Source organism: Streptococcus mitis (genome assembly GCF_023109515.1).
Taxonomy (GTDB): Bacteria; Bacillota; Bacilli; order Lactobacillales; family Streptococcaceae; genus Streptococcus; species Streptococcus mitis_CS.
Genome location: NZ_JALDUM010000002.1, coordinates 333,131 through 348,288, shown reverse-complemented (window position 1 = coordinate 348,288; position 15,158 = coordinate 333,131). Strand labels below are relative to the sequence as shown.

Annotated in this window: 16 protein-coding genes and 1 pseudogene; 14 read left to right on the top strand and 3 right to left on the bottom strand. The window is 37.6% G+C overall.

The window, feature by feature from the left end; all coding sequences use genetic code 11:
* The first annotated feature begins 1 nt into the window (after position 1).
* The 12 genes from yfmF (at position 2) to tsf (ending at position 11,169) form a co-directional block, all read left to right on the top strand.
* Positions 2-1,252 (top strand): EF-P 5-aminopentanol modification-associated protein YfmF, encoded by a 1,251-nt coding sequence (gene yfmF, locus M1G05_RS07370; RefSeq protein ID WP_247953446.1) that lies wholly within the window; start codon positions 2-4, stop codon positions 1,250-1,252.
* On the top strand, positions 1,249-2,532 hold the full coding sequence (gene yfmH / locus M1G05_RS07365; RefSeq protein ID WP_247953445.1) for an EF-P 5-aminopentanol modification-associated protein YfmH: 1,284 nt from the start codon (positions 1,249-1,251) through the stop codon (positions 2,530-2,532). The genes yfmF and yfmH overlap by 4 nt, the downstream gene beginning before the upstream one ends.
* A 41-nt stretch (positions 2,533-2,573) precedes the next feature.
* Entirely contained in the window at positions 2,574-3,404 is an 831-nt protein-coding gene (rodZ, locus tag M1G05_RS07360; protein ID WP_247953444.1) for a cytoskeleton protein RodZ, read from the top strand.
* A 10-nt stretch (positions 3,405-3,414) separates the two neighbouring features.
* Entirely contained in the window at positions 3,415-3,960 is a 546-nt protein-coding gene (gene pgsA / locus M1G05_RS07355) for a CDP-diacylglycerol--glycerol-3-phosphate 3-phosphatidyltransferase (RefSeq protein ID WP_247942384.1), read from the top strand.
* Complete coding sequence (locus tag M1G05_RS07350; RefSeq protein ID WP_000835730.1) at positions 3,957-4,784, top strand: energy-coupling factor ABC transporter ATP-binding protein; 828 nt, start codon at positions 3,957-3,959, stop codon at positions 4,782-4,784. Before pgsA ends, M1G05_RS07350 begins: the two co-directional genes overlap by 4 nt.
* On the top strand, positions 4,769-5,608 hold the full coding sequence (locus M1G05_RS07345; RefSeq protein WP_247953443.1) for an energy-coupling factor transporter ATPase: 840 nt from the start codon (positions 4,769-4,771) through the stop codon (positions 5,606-5,608). The genes M1G05_RS07350 and M1G05_RS07345 overlap by 16 nt, the downstream gene beginning before the upstream one ends.
* Positions 5,601-6,395, top strand: coding sequence for an energy-coupling factor transporter transmembrane component T family protein (locus M1G05_RS07340; protein ID WP_084930564.1), 795 nt, complete (start codon positions 5,601-5,603; stop codon positions 6,393-6,395). Before M1G05_RS07345 ends, M1G05_RS07340 begins: the two co-directional genes overlap by 8 nt.
* A gap of 59 nt (positions 6,396-6,454) precedes the next feature.
* Positions 6,455-7,273 carry a rod shape-determining protein MreC gene (gene mreC / locus M1G05_RS07335; protein ID WP_247953442.1) on the top strand — a complete coding sequence of 273 codons (819 nt, stop codon included), beginning with the start codon at positions 6,455-6,457 and terminating at the stop codon, positions 7,271-7,273.
* Positions 7,273-7,767, top strand: a complete 495-nt coding sequence (gene mreD / locus M1G05_RS07330; protein WP_247953441.1) for a rod shape-determining protein MreD — start codon at positions 7,273-7,275, stop codon at positions 7,765-7,767. The genes mreC and mreD overlap by 1 nt, the downstream gene beginning before the upstream one ends.
* A 93-nt stretch (positions 7,768-7,860) precedes the next feature.
* Positions 7,861-9,045 carry a peptidoglycan hydrolase PcsB gene (pcsB, locus tag M1G05_RS07325; RefSeq protein ID WP_049543271.1) on the top strand — a complete coding sequence of 395 codons (1,185 nt, stop codon included), beginning with the start codon at positions 7,861-7,863 and terminating at the stop codon, positions 9,043-9,045.
* A 224-nt stretch (positions 9,046-9,269) separates the two neighbouring features.
* Complete coding sequence (gene rpsB / locus M1G05_RS07320) at positions 9,270-10,049, top strand: 30S ribosomal protein S2 (RefSeq protein WP_049543268.1); 780 nt, start codon at positions 9,270-9,272, stop codon at positions 10,047-10,049.
* Positions 10,050-10,128: 79 nt separating this feature from the next.
* A complete protein-coding gene (tsf, locus tag M1G05_RS07315; protein ID WP_000808070.1) occupies positions 10,129-11,169 on the top strand; it encodes a translation elongation factor Ts in 1,041 nt (346 codons plus the stop codon).
* A 100-nt stretch (positions 11,170-11,269) separates the two neighbouring features.
* On the opposite strand, the gene cysK is transcribed toward tsf, so the two are convergent.
* The 3 genes and pseudogenes from cysK to M1G05_RS07300 all read right to left on the bottom strand — a co-directional run bounded on the left by cysK (position 11,270) and on the right by M1G05_RS07300 (position 13,117).
* Positions 11,270-12,196 carry a cysteine synthase A gene (gene cysK, locus M1G05_RS07310; RefSeq protein WP_049543266.1) on the bottom strand — a complete coding sequence of 309 codons (927 nt, stop codon included), beginning with the start codon at positions 12,194-12,196 and terminating at the stop codon, positions 11,270-11,272.
* Positions 12,197-12,316: 120 nt separating this feature from the next.
* Positions 12,317-12,388, bottom strand: a pseudogene (locus M1G05_RS07305) (PH domain-containing protein); the annotation flags it as partial.
* Between the two features lie 93 nt (positions 12,389-12,481).
* A complete protein-coding gene (locus M1G05_RS07300; protein ID WP_247953440.1) occupies positions 12,482-13,117 on the bottom strand; it encodes a YigZ family protein in 636 nt (211 codons plus the stop codon).
* 56 nt (positions 13,118-13,173) lie between these two features.
* Between M1G05_RS07300 and M1G05_RS07295 the strand changes: the two genes are divergently transcribed.
* Both M1G05_RS07295 and M1G05_RS07290 read left to right on the top strand, forming a co-directional pair.
* Positions 13,174-14,472 (top strand): ATP-dependent helicase ComFA, encoded by a 1,299-nt coding sequence (locus tag M1G05_RS07295; RefSeq protein ID WP_247953439.1) that lies wholly within the window; start codon positions 13,174-13,176, stop codon positions 14,470-14,472.
* A complete protein-coding gene (locus M1G05_RS07290) occupies positions 14,469-15,131 on the top strand; it encodes a ComF family protein (protein ID WP_247953438.1) in 663 nt (220 codons plus the stop codon). Before M1G05_RS07295 ends, M1G05_RS07290 begins: the two co-directional genes overlap by 4 nt.
* Positions 15,132-15,158: the final 27 nt, after the last annotated feature.

Here is a 15,158-nt window from a genome sequence, read left to right as displayed (position 1 = left end):
CATGGAGTTAGTGCATGGAATTTCAACACATTTTATCCAATCAAAAAAGTTTAAAACGAACAAAATCGCCGTGCGTTTTACCACTCCATTATCCCTCGATACGATTGCAGGTCGCATGTTGAGTGCGAGTATGCTAGAGACTGCTAATCAGATGTATCCCACTTCTCAAGATTTGAGAATACATTTAGCCAGTCTATACGGTACAGATATGTCAACCAATTGTTTCAGAAGAGGGAAAAGTCATATTGTAGAATTGACATTTACCTATGTTCGTGATGAGTTTTTAAGTAGGAAAAATGTGCTAACTTCTCAGGTTTTGGAACTAGTAAAAGAAACTCTTTTTTCCCTCGTAGTAGTTGATAATGGGTTTGATCCTGCCTTATTTGAAATTGAGAAAAAACAATTACTAGCAAGTTTAGCAGCTGATATGGATGATTCTTTTTATTTTGCACATAAAGAATTGGATAAATTGTTTTTTCATGATGAACGTCTTCAATTGAAATATAGTGATTTACGAAATCGTATTTTAGCTGAAACTCCACAGAGTTCTTATTCTTGTTTCCAAGAATTTTTGGCCAATGATCGAATAGATTTCTTTTTCCTAGGTGATTTTAATGAGGTCGAAATTCAAAATGTATTAGAATCATTTGGCTTTAAAGGTCGAGAAGGAGATGTGACGATTCAGTATTGTCAACCTTATTCCAATATTCTTCAGGAAGGTATGGTTCGAAAAAATGTGGGACAATCCATTTTGGAATTAGGTTATCATTGCCCTTCTGAATATGGTGATGAGCAACATTTACCCATGATTGTAATGAATGGTTTACTTGGTGGATTTGCTCACTCTAAACTATTTACAAATGTCCGTGAAAATGCTGGATTGGCTTATACTATTTCAAGTCAGCTTGATTTGTTTAGTGGATTCTTGAGGATGTATGCTGGCATTGATCGAGAAAATCGGAATCAGGCTCGAAAAATGATGAATAATCAACTGCTTGATTTAAAAAAAGGTTATTTTACAGAACTTGAGCTAGAGCAGACCAAGGAAATGATTCGTCGATCTTTGTTGCTTTCTCAAGATAATCAATCTTCATTGATTGAACGTGCTTATCAAAATGCCTTACTTGGAAAATCTTCAGCAGACTTTAAAGGTTGGATTGCAAAACTCGAGCAAGTTGACAAAGATGCTATTTGTAGAGCAGCTAGTAATGTGAAATTACAAGCAATTTACTTTATGGAAGGAATAGAATGACAAAGGTTGTTTTTGAAGAAAAATACTATCCAGCTGTAAAAGAAATGGTTTATCGAACTCGTTTGGCCAACGGATTGACAGTTGCTCTTTTGCCTAAAAAGGAATTTAAAGAGGTTTACGGGAGTGTCACTGTTCAGTTTGGTTCGGTAGATATGCTTGTCATAGAAGTTGACGGAGATGTAAAAGAATATCCTGCGGGAATTGCTCATTTTCTTGAACATAAATTATTTGAGAGAGAAGATGCTAGTGATTTGATGTCGGCTTTTACGAGTCTAGGTGCAGATAGTAATGCCTTTACAAGCTTTACAAAAACAAGCTATCTTTTTTCAGCAACGGATTATTTTTTAGAAAATTTAGACTTACTTGATGAATTGGTAACATCAGCACATTTCACCGAAGATTCGATTCTGAGAGAGCAGGATATTATCCAGCAAGAACGGGAAATGTATCAAGATGATCCAGATTCGTGTTTATTCTTTTCAACTCTAGCGAATTTATATCCTGGCACACCTTTAGCAACGGATATAGTTGGAAGCGAGGAGTCCATTTCCCAAATCAATCTAACTAATTTACAAGAAAATTTTACAAGATTTTACAAATCTGTAAACATGTCTCTGTTTTTAGTTGGTAATTTTGATGTGGAACGAGTACAGGACTATTTTGAAAGCAAAGAACTGAAAGATTTAGATGTTCAGGATGGAGCAAGAGAAAAGTTTGTTTTACAGGCTGTAAAACAAACAGACAGTATGAGAATGGAAGTGTCTTCTCCTAAACTAGCGATTGGGATTAGAGGTAAGCGAGAAGTTGATGAGGCGGATTGCTATCGACATCATATTTTATTAAAATTATTGTTTGCAATGATGTTTGGTTGGACTTCGGATCGTTTTCAAAAATTATATGAATCAGGTAAAATTGATGCGTCCTTATCTCTGGAAGTTGAAGTAACAAGTCGCTTTCATTTTGTTATGTTGACAATGGATACAAAAGAGCCAGTTGCTTTATCCCATCAGTTTAAAAAGGCTATTCGTAATTTCACAAAGGATTTAGATATTACAGAGGATCATTTAGACATTATCAAAAGAGAGATGTTTGGAGAATTTTTCAGTAGCATGAACTCTCTTGAATTTATTGCAACGCAATATGATGCTTTTGGACAAGGTGAGACAATCTTTGATTTGCCGAAAATTTTACAGGAAATTACTTTAGAGGATGTCCTTGATGCTGGACACCATTTAATAGATGATGGTGACATAGTTGATTTTACAATATTCCCATCGTAGCAACCTATCATAATCGATACTAGAAAGAAGGAATGACAAGTATGAGGAAAAAAACAATTGGTGAGGTTTTACGTTTAGCTAGAACCAACCAAGGGTTGACTTTAGAAGAATTACATAAAAAAACAGAAATTCAGTTGGATATGTTGGAGGCAATGGAAAATGATGATTTTGATCAACTTCCTAGTCCATTTTATACTCGTTCTTTTTTGAGAAAGTATGCGTGGGCAGTTGAACTTGATGAGCGAATTGTCTTGGATGCTTATGATTCTAGGAGCATGATTACTTATGAGGAAGTAGATGTTGATGAAGAGGAGTTGACAGGTAGGAGACGTTCAAGTAAGAAAAATAGGACATCATTTTTACCTTTATTTTATTTTATACTCTTTGCACTATCGATTGTCATTTTTGTGACTTATTATGTCTGGAATTATATCCAGACTCAACCGGAGCGTTCATCTGCGTCTAGTTATAGTGTAGTCCAAGCAACAAGCTCGACTAGTTCTGTAACTTCATCTTCAACTAGTAGTAGTTCATCAAGTAGTTCTTCTAATATTGAACCAGCTATAACGGTATCAGGTGAAGGAAATAGAGTAGAAGTTGCTTATAAAACGAGCAAGGAAACTGCAAAATTACAATTATCAGTCTCAGATGCTAGAAGTTGGATTAGTGTTTCAGAAAGTGAGCTTGAGGGTGGTGTGACCTTATCACCGGATAATAAAAGTGCGGAAACAACAGTTTCAACAAAAAATCCTGTGACCATTACTTTAGGTGTTGTCAAAGGTGTTGCTTTAACAGTAGATAATCAGACTGTTGACTTATCGAAATTAACAGCTCAGACTGGAAAAATCACTGTAACCTTTACTAAAAATTAAGGAAAAACGAATGAAAAAAGAACAAATTCCAAATCTCTTAACAATAGGTCGAATTCTCTTTATACCTATTTTTATCTTTATTTTAACAGTAGGAAATTCGATAGAGAGTCATATGGTAGCAGCTATTATCTTTGCTATTGCCAGTATTACAGATTATTTAGATGGATATTTAGCTCGTAAATGGAATGTGGTCAGTAATTTTGGTAAATTTGCAGATCCTATGGCGGATAAGCTACTAGTTATGTCTGCTTTTATTATGCTGATTGAGTTAGGTATGGCTCCAGCTTGGATTGTTGCAGTGATCATCTGTCGTGAGTTGGCTGTGACAGGTTTAAGACTTTTATTGGTTGAAACTGGTGGAACAGTTTTAGCAGCAGCCATGCCTGGAAAAATTAAAACTTTCAGTCAGATGTTTGCGATTATTTTCTTGCTATTACACTGGACTTTGCTTGGTCAAGTTCTACTTTATGTAGCCTTGTTTTTCACTATCTACTCTGGCTATGATTATTTCAAGGGTAGTGCCTATGTATTTAAAGGGACATTTGGTTCGAAATGAAATCAATAATTGATGTAAAAAATCTTTCTTTTCGCTATAAGGAAAGTCAGAAATATTACGATGTGAAGGATATTACGTTTCACGTGAAACGTGGAGAATGGCTTTCGATTGTAGGGCATAATGGTAGTGGTAAATCAACGACTGTCCGGTTAATTGATGGCTTACTGGAAGCAGAATCCGGAGAGATTGTAATTGATGGCCAACGGTTGACTGAGGAAAATGTTTGGAATATACGTCGTCAAATAGGTATGGTTTTTCAAAATCCAGACAATCAATTTGTTGGAGCGACTGTTGAAGATGATGTTGCCTTTGGTTTGGAAAATCAGGGACTTTCTCGTCAAAAAATGAAAAAGAGAGTGGAAGAAGCTCTGGCTTTGGTTGGCATGTTGGACTTTAAAAAGAGAGAGCCGGCGCGTCTATCAGGTGGTCAAAAGCAACGTGTGGCTATTGCAGGTGTTGTAGCCCTTAGACCAGCTATTTTAATCCTAGATGAGGCAACGAGTATGTTGGATCCTGAGGGGCGTAGAGAACTCATTGAGACAGTAAAAGGAATTCGAAAAGACTATGATATGACGGTCATTTCCATTACCCATGATTTGGAAGAAGTTGCCATGAGTGATCGTGTATTGATCATGAAAAAAGGGGAAATTGAATCAACCAGTAGTCCAAGAGAACTTTTCTCTCGAAATGATTTAGATCAAATTGGATTAGACGATCCTTTTGCTAATCAATTAAAACATTCTTTGAGCCAGAATGGCTATGATTTGCCTGAAAATTATTTGACAGAAAGTGAGCTAGAGGATAAACTATGGGAATTGCTCTAGAAAATGTGAGTTTTACGTATCAAGAAGGGACTCCCTTAGCTTCAACAGCTTTGTCAGATGTTTCTTTGACGATTGAAGATGGTTCTTATACGGCTTTAATTGGCCACACAGGTAGTGGTAAATCAACTATTTTACAACTTTTAAATGGTTTGTTGGTGCCAAGTCAAGGAAGTGTACGAGTTTTTGATACCTTAATCACTTCGAATTCTAAAAATAAAGATATTCGTCAAATTAGAAAACAGGTTGGCTTGGTATTTCAGTTTGCGGAAAATCAGATCTTTGAAGAAACAGTTTTGAAGGACGTTGCTTTTGGACCGCAAAATTTTGGAGTTTCTGAAGAAGATGCGGAGCAGATTGCGCGTGAGAAACTGGCTCTGGTTGGAATTGATGAATCACTTTTTGATCGTAGCCCGTTTGAGCTGTCAGGTGGACAAATGAGACGTGTTGCCATTGCAGGTATACTTGCCATGGAACCAGCCATATTAGTCTTAGATGAGCCCACAGCTGGCCTAGATCCCCTGGGAAGAAAAGAGTTGATGAATTTGTTCAAAAAACTCCACCAGTCAGGGATGACCATTGTCTTAGTCACGCATTTGATGGATGATGTTGCTGAATATGCGAATCAAGTCTATGTAATGGAAAAGGGATGCTTAGTGAAGGGTGGCAAACCAAGTGATGTCTTTCAAGATGTTGTTTTTATGGAAGAAGTGCAGCTGGGAGTACCTAAGATTACAGCATTTTGTAAACGATTGGCTGATAGAGGCGTGTCATTTAAACGATTACCGATTAAGATAGAGGAGTTCAAGGAGTCGCTAAATGGATAGTATGATTTTGGGGCGTTATATCCCAGGGGATTCGATAGTTCACCGATTGGATCCACGCAGCAAATTACTGGCTATGATGCTACTGATTTTGATCGTTTTTTGGGCTAATAATCCCTTGACGAATCTAATTCTTTTTATAGCGACAGGGATATTTATTGCCTTGTCAGGAGTATCTCTTTCATTCTTTATTCAGGGCTTGAAATCTATGTTTTTCTTGATTGCCTTCACAACTATTTTTCAACTATTTTTCATTTCTAATGGGAATGTTTTATTTGAGTTTTCGTTTGTGAGAATCACGGATTATGCTTTGCAACAAGCTGGAATTATTTTTTGTCGCTTTGTATTGATTATTTTCTTTTCAACTTTGTTAACCTTAACGACCATGCCCTTAAGTTTGGCATCAGCTGTCGAAGCTTTGTTAGCGCCTTTAAAGCGTGTGAAAGTTCCAGTTCATGAAATCGGTTTGATGCTGTCTATGAGTTTGCGTTTTGTCCCAACCTTGATGGATGATACGACGCGGATTATGAATGCACAGAAAGCGCGTGGAGTGGATTTTGGAGAAGGAAGTATTGTTCAAAAAGTAAAGGCGATGATTCCTATTTTGATTCCTCTTTTTGCGACAAGTTTAAAACGTGCGGATTCCTTGGCTATCGCTATGGAAGCGCGTGGTTATCAGGGTGGGAAAGGCAGAAGTCAATACCGACAATTGAAATGGACTCGAAAAGATACGCTGACCATTCTTGTTATTCTTGTACTTGGTTGTTGCTTATTTTTCTTAAAATCTTAGTAGCTTTCAGGAATTTATAAAAAAGTTACTGTAACAGTTTTTGATATAAAGGTAGGGATATGAACCGTTTTAAAAAATCAAAATATGTCATTATTGTTTTTGTCACTGTTCTGCTTGTGTCAGCTCTTTTAGCGACGACTTATTCAAGCGCAATTGTGACAAAATTAGGAGATGGAATCTCATTGGTTGATAGGGTTGTGCAAAAACCTTTTCAATGGTTTGATTCTGTTAAATCAGATTTGGCACATTTGACACGAACATATAATGAAAATGAAAGTTTGAAGAAACAGATTTACCAGTTAGAAGTTAAATCAAATGAGGCAGAAAGTTTAAAGACAGAAAATGAACAACTGCGCCAATTGCTTGATATGAAGTCTAAATTGCAAGCTACAAAGACTTTAGCAGCAGATGTTATTATGCGTTCTCCAGTATCTTGGAAGCAGGAATTGACTCTGGATGCAGGTAAATCAAAAGGGGCTTCTGAGAACATGTTAGCCATTGCAAATGGTGGTTTGATTGGTAGCGTTTCAAAAGTAGAGGAGAACTCTACCATGGTTAACCTTCTGACAAATACGGAAAATGCTGATAAGATTTCTGTTAAAATTCAACATGGTTCTACTACAATTTATGGGATTATTGTTGGTTATGACAAGGAAAATGAAGTTCTTAAAATTAGCCAATTAAATAGTAATAGCGATATTAGTGCAGGAGATAAGGTGACCACTGGTGGATTAGGAAACTTTAACGTTGCTGATATTCCTGTTGGTGAAGTGGTTACCACAACGCATAGTACAGACTATTTGACACGAGAAGTAACGGTTAAATTGAGTGCAGATACTCATAATGTAGATGTGATAGAATTAGTGGGGAATTCATAATGAGACAGTTGAAACGAGTTGGAGTGTTTTTATTGCTTCCTTTCTTTGTTCTAATTGATGCCCATATTAGCCAGCTTCTGGGGTCATTTTTTCCCCATGTACAGTTGGCTAGTCATTTTCTATTTTTGTTTCTTTTATTTGAGACGATTGAAGTATCAGAGTACTTTTACTTAGCTTATTGTTTTGTAGTGGGTTTGGTTTATGATATTTACTTTTTCCACTTGATTGGAATTGCGACTCTGTTGTTCGTCTTGTTGGGGGTATTTCTCCATAAATTTAATAGTGTTATTTTATTGAATCGTTGGACGAGAATGTTGGCAATTATTGTCATGACTTTTCTATTTGAGATGGGAGCTTATATACTTGCATTAGTGGTAGGTTTAACTGTGGATGGTATGTCTTTATTTATAGTCTATAGTTTAGTACCATCAATGATTTTGAACCTTATATGGATGATTATTTTTCAGTTTATTTTTGAAAAGATTTACCTATAAGAAAGAAATAAAAATGTAACAAAGGCGTAATATTCATTAGGCCTTTTTTTGGTATACTAGTAGTGTCTTTAAAAGAAGGAGTATCTACGAAATATGAAGAAAAAAATCTTAGCGTCACTTTTACTAAGTACAGTAATGGTTTCTCAAGTAGCTGTTTTAACAACTGCGCATGCAGAAACGACTGATGACAAAATTGCTGCTCAAGATAATAAAATTAGTAACTTAACAGCACAACAACAGGAAGCCCAAAAACAAGTTGATCAAATTCAGGAGCAAGTATCTGCTATTCAAACAGAGCAATCAAACTTGCAATCTGAAAATGATAGACTACAAGCAGAATCTAAAAAGCTTGAGGGTGAAATTACAGAACTTTCTAAGAATATTGTATCTCGCAATGATTCATTGCAAAAACAAGCTCGTAGTGCTCAAACAAATGGAGCTGCAACAAATTACATCAATACAATTGTAAATTCAAAATCAATTACAGAAGCTATTTCACGTGTTGCTGCAATGAGTGAAATCGTGTCTGCAAACAACAAAATGTTGGAACAACAAAAAGCAGATAAAAAAGCTATTTCTGAAAAACAAGTAGCAAACAATGATGCAATTAATACAGTTATTGCAAATCAGCAAAAACTAGCTGATGATGCTCAAACATTAACTACAAAACAAGCTGAATTGAAAGCTGCAGAATTGAATCTTGCTGCTGAAAAGGCTACTGCAGAGGATGAAAAAGCAAGTTTACTTGAGAAAAAAGCAGCAGCGGAAGCAGAAGCTAAAGCAGCTGCAGAAGCAGAAGCAGCTTACAAAGCTAAACAAGAAAGTCAACAACAAACAGTTGTTGCTTCTGGGAATACAACTTTTACAGCAGAAGTTCAAGCAGTCTCTGAATCATCTTCAAGCTATACTCCTGCATTAGTGAAACATCGTCCAACATATAGCACAAATGCGTCAAGTTATCCAACGGGTGAGTGTACATGGGGAGCTAAGACATTGGCACCTTGGGCTGGAGATTACTGGGGTAATGGAGCACAGTGGGCTACAAGTGCAGCTGCAGCAGGATTCCGTACAGGATCTACACCTCAAGTTGGTGCGATTGCATGTTGGAATGATGGTGGATATGGACACGTAGCCGTGGTTACAGCTGTTTCATCATCAACAAGTATCCAAGTATCTGAATCAAACTATGGTGGAAACCGTACAATCGGAAATAAACGTGGATGGTTCAATCCGACTACAACTTCAGAAGGTTTTGTAACATATATCTATCCAAACTAATGAATAAAACGAAGAGGCTCAATTTGAGTCTCTTTTATGATTTATATAGTTAACTTACTTTAAAAATCTACTAAAATAGCTTGAAAATATTGAAAAAGTATGGTAAAATGAAATTTGTCGTGTGAACGATAATACTCATTCTTGATGAATTGTGAAACAGTTGCCCTTGGGTCGTTTTGCGAGTTGAAGTCAAGAAGAGGAAAAAACAAAAAGGAGAAATACTCATGGCAGTAATTTCAATGAAACAACTTCTTGAGGCTGGTGTACACTTTGGTCACCAAACTCGTCGCTGGAACCCTAAGATGGCTAAATACATCTTCACTGAACGTAACGGAATCCACGTTATCGACTTGCAACAAACTGTAAAATACGCTGACCAAGCTTACGATTTCATGCGTGATGCAGCAGCTAACGATGCAGTTGTATTGTTCGTTGGTACTAAGAAACAAGCAGCTGATGCAGTTGCTGAAGAAGCAGTACGTTCAGGTCAATACTTCATCAACCACCGTTGGTTGGGTGGAACTCTTACAAACTGGGGAACAATCCAAAAACGTATCGCTCGTTTGAAAGAAATCAAACGTATGGAAGAAGATGGAACTTTCGAAGTTCTTCCTAAGAAAGAAGTTGCACTTCTTAACAAACAACGTGCACGTCTTGAAAAATTCTTGGGTGGTATCGAAGACATGCCTCGTATCCCAGATGTTATGTACGTAGTTGACCCACATAAAGAGCAAATCGCTGTTAAAGAAGCTAAGAAATTGGGAATCCCAGTTGTAGCGATGGTTGACACAAACACTGATCCAGATGATATCGATGTAATCATCCCAGCTAACGATGATGCTATCCGCGCTGTTAAATTGATCACAGCTAAATTGGCTGACGCTATCATCGAAGGACGTCAAGGTGAAGATGCAACAGCAGTTGAAGCAGAATTTGCAGCTTCTGAAGCTCAAGCAGATTCAATTGAAGAAATCGTTGAAGTTGTAGAAGGCAACAACGCTTAATTCATATAAATAGTAATTACCTAGGAGGGCGGGGCTTAGCCCGGCTCTCCTATTTTTAAAAAAATATAGGAGAATCAAAATGGCAGAAATTACAGCTAAACTTGTAAAAGAGTTGCGTGAAAAATCTGGTGCCGGTGTTATGGACGCTAAAAAAGCGCTTGTAGAAACAGACGGTGACATCGAAAAAGCGATTGAATTGCTTCGTGAAAAGGGTATGGCTAAGGCAGCTAAGAAAGCTGACCGTGTTGCTGCAGAAGGTTTGACGGGTGTTTATGTTAACGGTAATGTTGCAGCAGTTATTGAAGTAAACGCTGAAACTGACTTCGTTGCGAAAAATGCTCAATTCGTTGAATTGGTAAATACTACAGCTAAAGTTATTGCTGAAGGAAAACCTGCTAATAATGAAGAAGCACTTGCTTTGACAATGCCTTCAGGTGAAACTCTTGAAGCTGCATACGTATCTGCAACAGCAACTATCGGAGAAAAAATCTCATTCCGTCGCTTTGCATTGATTGAAAAAACAGACGCACAACACTTTGGAGCTTACCAACATAACGGTGGACGTATCGGTGTTATTTCAGTTGTTGAAGGTGGAGACGAAGCACTTGCTAAACAATTGTCAATGCACATCGCAGCGATGAAACCAACAGTTCTTTCTTACAAAGAATTGGATGAGCAATTCGTTAAAGATGAGTTAGCACAGTTGAACCATGTTATCGACCAAGACAATGAAAGCCGTGCAATGGTTAACAAACCAGCTCTTCCACACTTGAAGTATGGATCAAAAGCTCAATTGACTGATGATGTTATTGCCCAAGCTGAAGCTGACATTAAAGCAGAGTTGGCTGCAGAAGGTAAACCAGAAAAAATCTGGGATAAGATCATCCCAGGTAAGATGGATCGCTTCATGCTTGACAACACTAAAGTTGACCAAGCATACACACTTCTTGCACAAGTCTACATCATGGATGACAGCAAGACAGTTGAAGCATACCTTGAATCAGTTAACGCTTCAGTAGTTGAGTTCGCTCGCTTTGAAGTTGGTGAAGGTATCGAAAAAGCTGCAAATGACTTTGAAGCTGAAGTTGCAGCTACAATGGCAGCAGCTTTGAATAACTAATAATAAAAAGAGGAAGCAGATTTGCTTCCTTTTTCATATAAAAAAATTTTATAAAAAAAATTAAAAAGCCCTTGTTAAAGGGCTTTGTGTATTTAGGAGACTACACTTCAAATTCATAGAGTGCTGTAGAGAGATAACGTTCACCGTTATCTGGTGCTAGAGCAAGAACTTTTTTACCTGTACCTAATTTCTTGGCAACCTCGATGGCTCCGTAGATAGCTGCAGCTGAAGAAATCCCTACAAGGAATCCTTCTTTTCCACCAATCTCACGGCCGAGTGCTAGTGCATCGTCTGATGTTACACGAACAATACCATCATAGGCATTTGTATCAAGTGTATCAGGAATAAATCCAGCTGAGATACCTTGAATTTTGTGTGGTCCAGGTTTTTCACCAGATAGAATAGCAGATTCGTCTGCCTCTACTGCAAAAACTTGAATGTTAGAATTTGCTGATTTGAGTGCATGAGAAACACCAGAAATCGTTCCACCGGTACCCACTCCAGCAACAAAGGCATCTAGTCCATCTTTACCGAAAGCAGCTAGTATTTCAGCTCCTGTTGTTCTTTCGTGTACTTCTGGATTTGCTGGGTTGTCAAATTGAAGAGGAAGGAAACCATCACGTTCAGCAGCGATTTCTTGAGCTTTAGCAATAGCGCCTTTCATTCCCTCACTACCAGGAGTTAGGACGAGTTCAGCACCATAAGCTTGGATAATCTTACGTCGTTCTACACTCATAGTTTCAGGCATAACGATGACGACTTTATACCCTTTAGCAGCACCTACCCATGAAAGTCCAATACCAGTGTTTCCACTTGTTGCTTCAACAATTGTAGAACCTGGTTTCAAAATACCGTCTTGTTCAGCTCTTTCAATCATGCTAAGAGCAATACGGTCTTTTACAGAAGAACCAGGGTTAAATGCTTCAAGTTTTACATAGACATCTGCAGCACCTTCTGGCACAATGTTGTTGAGTTTAACAATCGGAGTTTGACCGATTAGTTCAGTAATGTTGTTATAAATAGACATATGAATACCTCTTTGTATAAGATATCTCTAGTATAACGCTATCTATACCATTTGTAAAATATAGAAATCCTATCGAAGTGATAGGATTTTTTTATATCACAGGTCTAAGCCATTAATTTTTTAGCGATTGTGATAAGCTAATTCTAGTAAATAGGTGTAAAGTGGAACGATATCTGTTTTCTTTTTGAATTGCTTCATTTTCTAGTAGGTTTGGGCAAGCATCTTTTTATTTTGCTAATTAAAGTAGCGGTGAGAATGTCAGTGAAACACTGTATTATCTATTATTTACACTAAGTTTACAGGAACTTCAACTTCTCGTAAACCTTGATCAGTTAAGGTAACTTTTCCATGAAAAAATTCTACCAGTGCAGCTTTAATATTTTCTTTTTCTTCTTTATCAACATAAATCATCGTATCGACTTGATCTGTAAAGTTTGTATCCAGTTCCATGAGATTATGTTCTTTAAGGAAGTTACTGTACTCTTGATACTGAGCGTAAGACATTTGAATAGCAATGCCCGCCTGTTCCTTTATTTCAATGATGCCAATTTCTTTGACGGCTAAGGCAACACTGCCGGCGTAAGCACGAATCAGTCCTCCAGCGCCTAGTTTTATACCACCAAAGTAGCGTGTCACGACCACACAGACATTGGTGAGGTTGTGATTTTCTAGTACCCCAAGCATGGGAACGCCAGCAGTCCCACTGGGCTCACCATCATCACTTGTACGTTTGATTTCACTACGTTCCCCAATAATGAAGGCAGAGCAGTTATGCGTAGCTTTGTAGTGTTCTTTTTTGATGGTAGTAATAAAGTCTCGAGCCTCTTCTTCGCTATAAACACGCTTGGCATGACAGATAAAGCGTGATTTTTTGATTTCTTCTTGGACTTGACCGTCCTCTTTAATTGTTCTAAATTCCATGATTTAATTGTACTAAAAAATCATCTAAAGCGCTAGGTTTTTACGAATAAAGAAGTATGAAAGTAAATCCAAATTATCTCGGTCGTTTGTTTACTGAGAATGAATTAACAAAAGAGGAACGTCAGTTGGCGGAGAAACTTCCAGCAATGAGAAAGGAGAAAGGGAAACTTTTCTGTCAACGTTGTGATAGTGCTATTTTAGATGAATGGTATTTGCCCATCGGTGCTTATTATTGTAGGGAGTGTTTACTGATGAAGCGAGTCAGGAGTGATCAAGCTTTATACTATTTTCCGCAGGAGGATTTTGCGAAGCAAGATATTCTCAAATGGCGCGGTCAATTAACTCCTTTTCAAGAGAAGGTGTCAGAGGGACTAATTCAAGCTGTAGACAAGCAGGAACCAACCTTGGTTCACGCTGTAACAGGAGCTGGAAAGACAGAAATGATTTATCAAGTAGTAGCTAAAGTGATCAATGCGGGTGGTGCAGTATGCTTGGCTAGTCCTCGCATAGATGTTTGTTTGGAGCTGTACAAGCGCCTGCAAGATGATTTTGCTTGCGAGATATCTTTACTACACGGAGAATCAGAGCCGTATTTTCGAACACCACTAGTTGTTGCGACGACCCATCAGTTATTGAAGTTTTATCAAGCTTTTGATTTGCTGATAGTGGATGAAGTAGATGCCTTTCCTTATGTTGACAATCCCAAGCTTTACCATGCTGTCAAGAATAGTGTAAAGGAGAATGGACTGAGAATCTTTTTAACAGCGACTTCGACTGATGAGTTAGATAGGAAGGTTCGCATAGGAGAACTAAAACGATTGAGTTTGCCAAGACGATTTCATGGAAATCCGTTGATTATTCCTAAACCTGTCTGGTTATCCGATTTTAATCACTGTTTAGAGAAAAATCGGTTGTCACCAAAGTTAAAGTCCTATATTGAGAAGCAGAGAAAGACAGCTTATCCGTTACTCATTTTTGCTTCAGAAATTAAGAAAGGGGAGCAGTTAAAAGAAATCTTACAGGAGCAATTTCCAAATGAGAAAATTGGCTTTGTATCTTCTGTAACAGAAGATAGATTAGAGCAGGTACAAGCTTTTCGAGATGGAGAACTGACAATACTTATCAGTACGACAATATTGGAGCGTGGAGTTACCTTCCCTTGTGTAGATGTTTTCGTAGTAGAGGCCAATCATCGCCTTTTTACCAAGTCTAGCTTGATTCAGATTGGTGGACGAGTTGGGCGAAGCATGGACAGACCGACAGGAGATTTGCTTTTTTTCCATGATGGGTTAAATACTTCAATCAAAAAGGCAATTAGGGAAATTCAACAGATGAATAAGGAGGCGGGACTATGAAGTGCTTATTATGTGGGCAGACTATGAAGGCTGTTTTAACTTTTAGTAGTCTCTTACTTCTGAAGAATGATGACTCTTGCCTTTGTTCAGACTGTGACTCTACTTTTGAGAGAATTGGAGAAGAGAACTGCCCAAACTGTATGAAAACAAATTTGTCAACGAAGTGTCAAGACTGTCAACTTTGGTGTAAAGAAGGAGTTGAAGTAAGTCATAGAGCGATTTTTATTTACAATCAAGCTATGAAGGATTTTTTCAGTCGGTATAAGTTTGATGGAGACTTCCTTTTAAGAAAAGTTTTTGCTTCAGTTTTAAGTGAGGAGTTAAAAAAGTACAAAGAGTATCAATTTGTTGTAATTCCCCTAAGTCCTGAAAGATTGCTCGAGAGGGGATTTAACCAGGTTGAAGGTTTAGTTGAAGCAGCAGGGTTCTCTTTTCAAGACTTACTAGAGAAGAGAGAAGAGCGGGCCAGTTCTTCCAAAAATCGTTCAGAACGCTTGGCAACAGAACTTCCTTTCTTTATTAAAAGGGGAGTCACTATTCCTAAAAAAATTCTACTTATAGATGATATTTATACTACTGGATCTACTATAAATCGTGTGAAGAAACTGTTGGAGGAAGCTGGTGCTGAGGATGTCAAAACATTTTCCCTTGTAAGATGAGGAAAAAATTTGCAAAAATAAAATGAA

What these genes read in the sequence shown, in the direction of transcription:
- yfmF (WP_247953446.1), top strand. Translation starts at nt 2, where the DNA reads ATGGAGTTAGTGCATGGAATTTCAACACATTTTATCCAATCAAAAAAG.
- yfmH (WP_247953445.1), top strand. Translation starts at nt 1,249, where the DNA reads ATGACAAAGGTTGTTTTTGAAGAAAAATACTATCCAGCTGTAAAAGAA.
- rodZ (WP_247953444.1), top strand. Translation starts at nt 2,574, where the DNA reads ATGAGGAAAAAAACAATTGGTGAGGTTTTACGTTTAGCTAGAACCAAC.
- pgsA (WP_247942384.1), top strand. Translation starts at nt 3,415, where the DNA reads ATGAAAAAAGAACAAATTCCAAATCTCTTAACAATAGGTCGAATTCTC.
- M1G05_RS07350 (WP_000835730.1), top strand. Translation starts at nt 3,957, where the DNA reads ATGAAATCAATAATTGATGTAAAAAATCTTTCTTTTCGCTATAAGGAA.
- M1G05_RS07345 (WP_247953443.1), top strand. Translation starts at nt 4,769, where the DNA reads ATGGGAATTGCTCTAGAAAATGTGAGTTTTACGTATCAAGAAGGGACT.
- M1G05_RS07340 (WP_084930564.1), top strand. Translation starts at nt 5,601, where the DNA reads ATGGATAGTATGATTTTGGGGCGTTATATCCCAGGGGATTCGATAGTT.
- mreC (WP_247953442.1), top strand. Translation starts at nt 6,455, where the DNA reads ATGAACCGTTTTAAAAAATCAAAATATGTCATTATTGTTTTTGTCACT.
- mreD (WP_247953441.1), top strand. Translation starts at nt 7,273, where the DNA reads ATGAGACAGTTGAAACGAGTTGGAGTGTTTTTATTGCTTCCTTTCTTT.
- pcsB (WP_049543271.1), top strand. Translation starts at nt 7,861, where the DNA reads ATGAAGAAAAAAATCTTAGCGTCACTTTTACTAAGTACAGTAATGGTT.
- rpsB (WP_049543268.1), top strand. Translation starts at nt 9,270, where the DNA reads ATGGCAGTAATTTCAATGAAACAACTTCTTGAGGCTGGTGTACACTTT.
- tsf (WP_000808070.1), top strand. Translation starts at nt 10,129, where the DNA reads ATGGCAGAAATTACAGCTAAACTTGTAAAAGAGTTGCGTGAAAAATCT.
- cysK (WP_049543266.1), bottom strand. Translation starts at nt 12,196, where the DNA reads ATGTCTATTTATAACAACATTACTGAACTAATCGGTCAAACTCCGATT.
- M1G05_RS07300 (WP_247953440.1), bottom strand. Translation starts at nt 13,117, where the DNA reads ATGGAATTTAGAACAATTAAAGAGGACGGTCAAGTCCAAGAAGAAATC.
- M1G05_RS07295 (WP_247953439.1), top strand. Translation starts at nt 13,174, where the DNA reads ATGAAAGTAAATCCAAATTATCTCGGTCGTTTGTTTACTGAGAATGAA.
- M1G05_RS07290 (WP_247953438.1), top strand. Translation starts at nt 14,469, where the DNA reads ATGAAGTGCTTATTATGTGGGCAGACTATGAAGGCTGTTTTAACTTTT.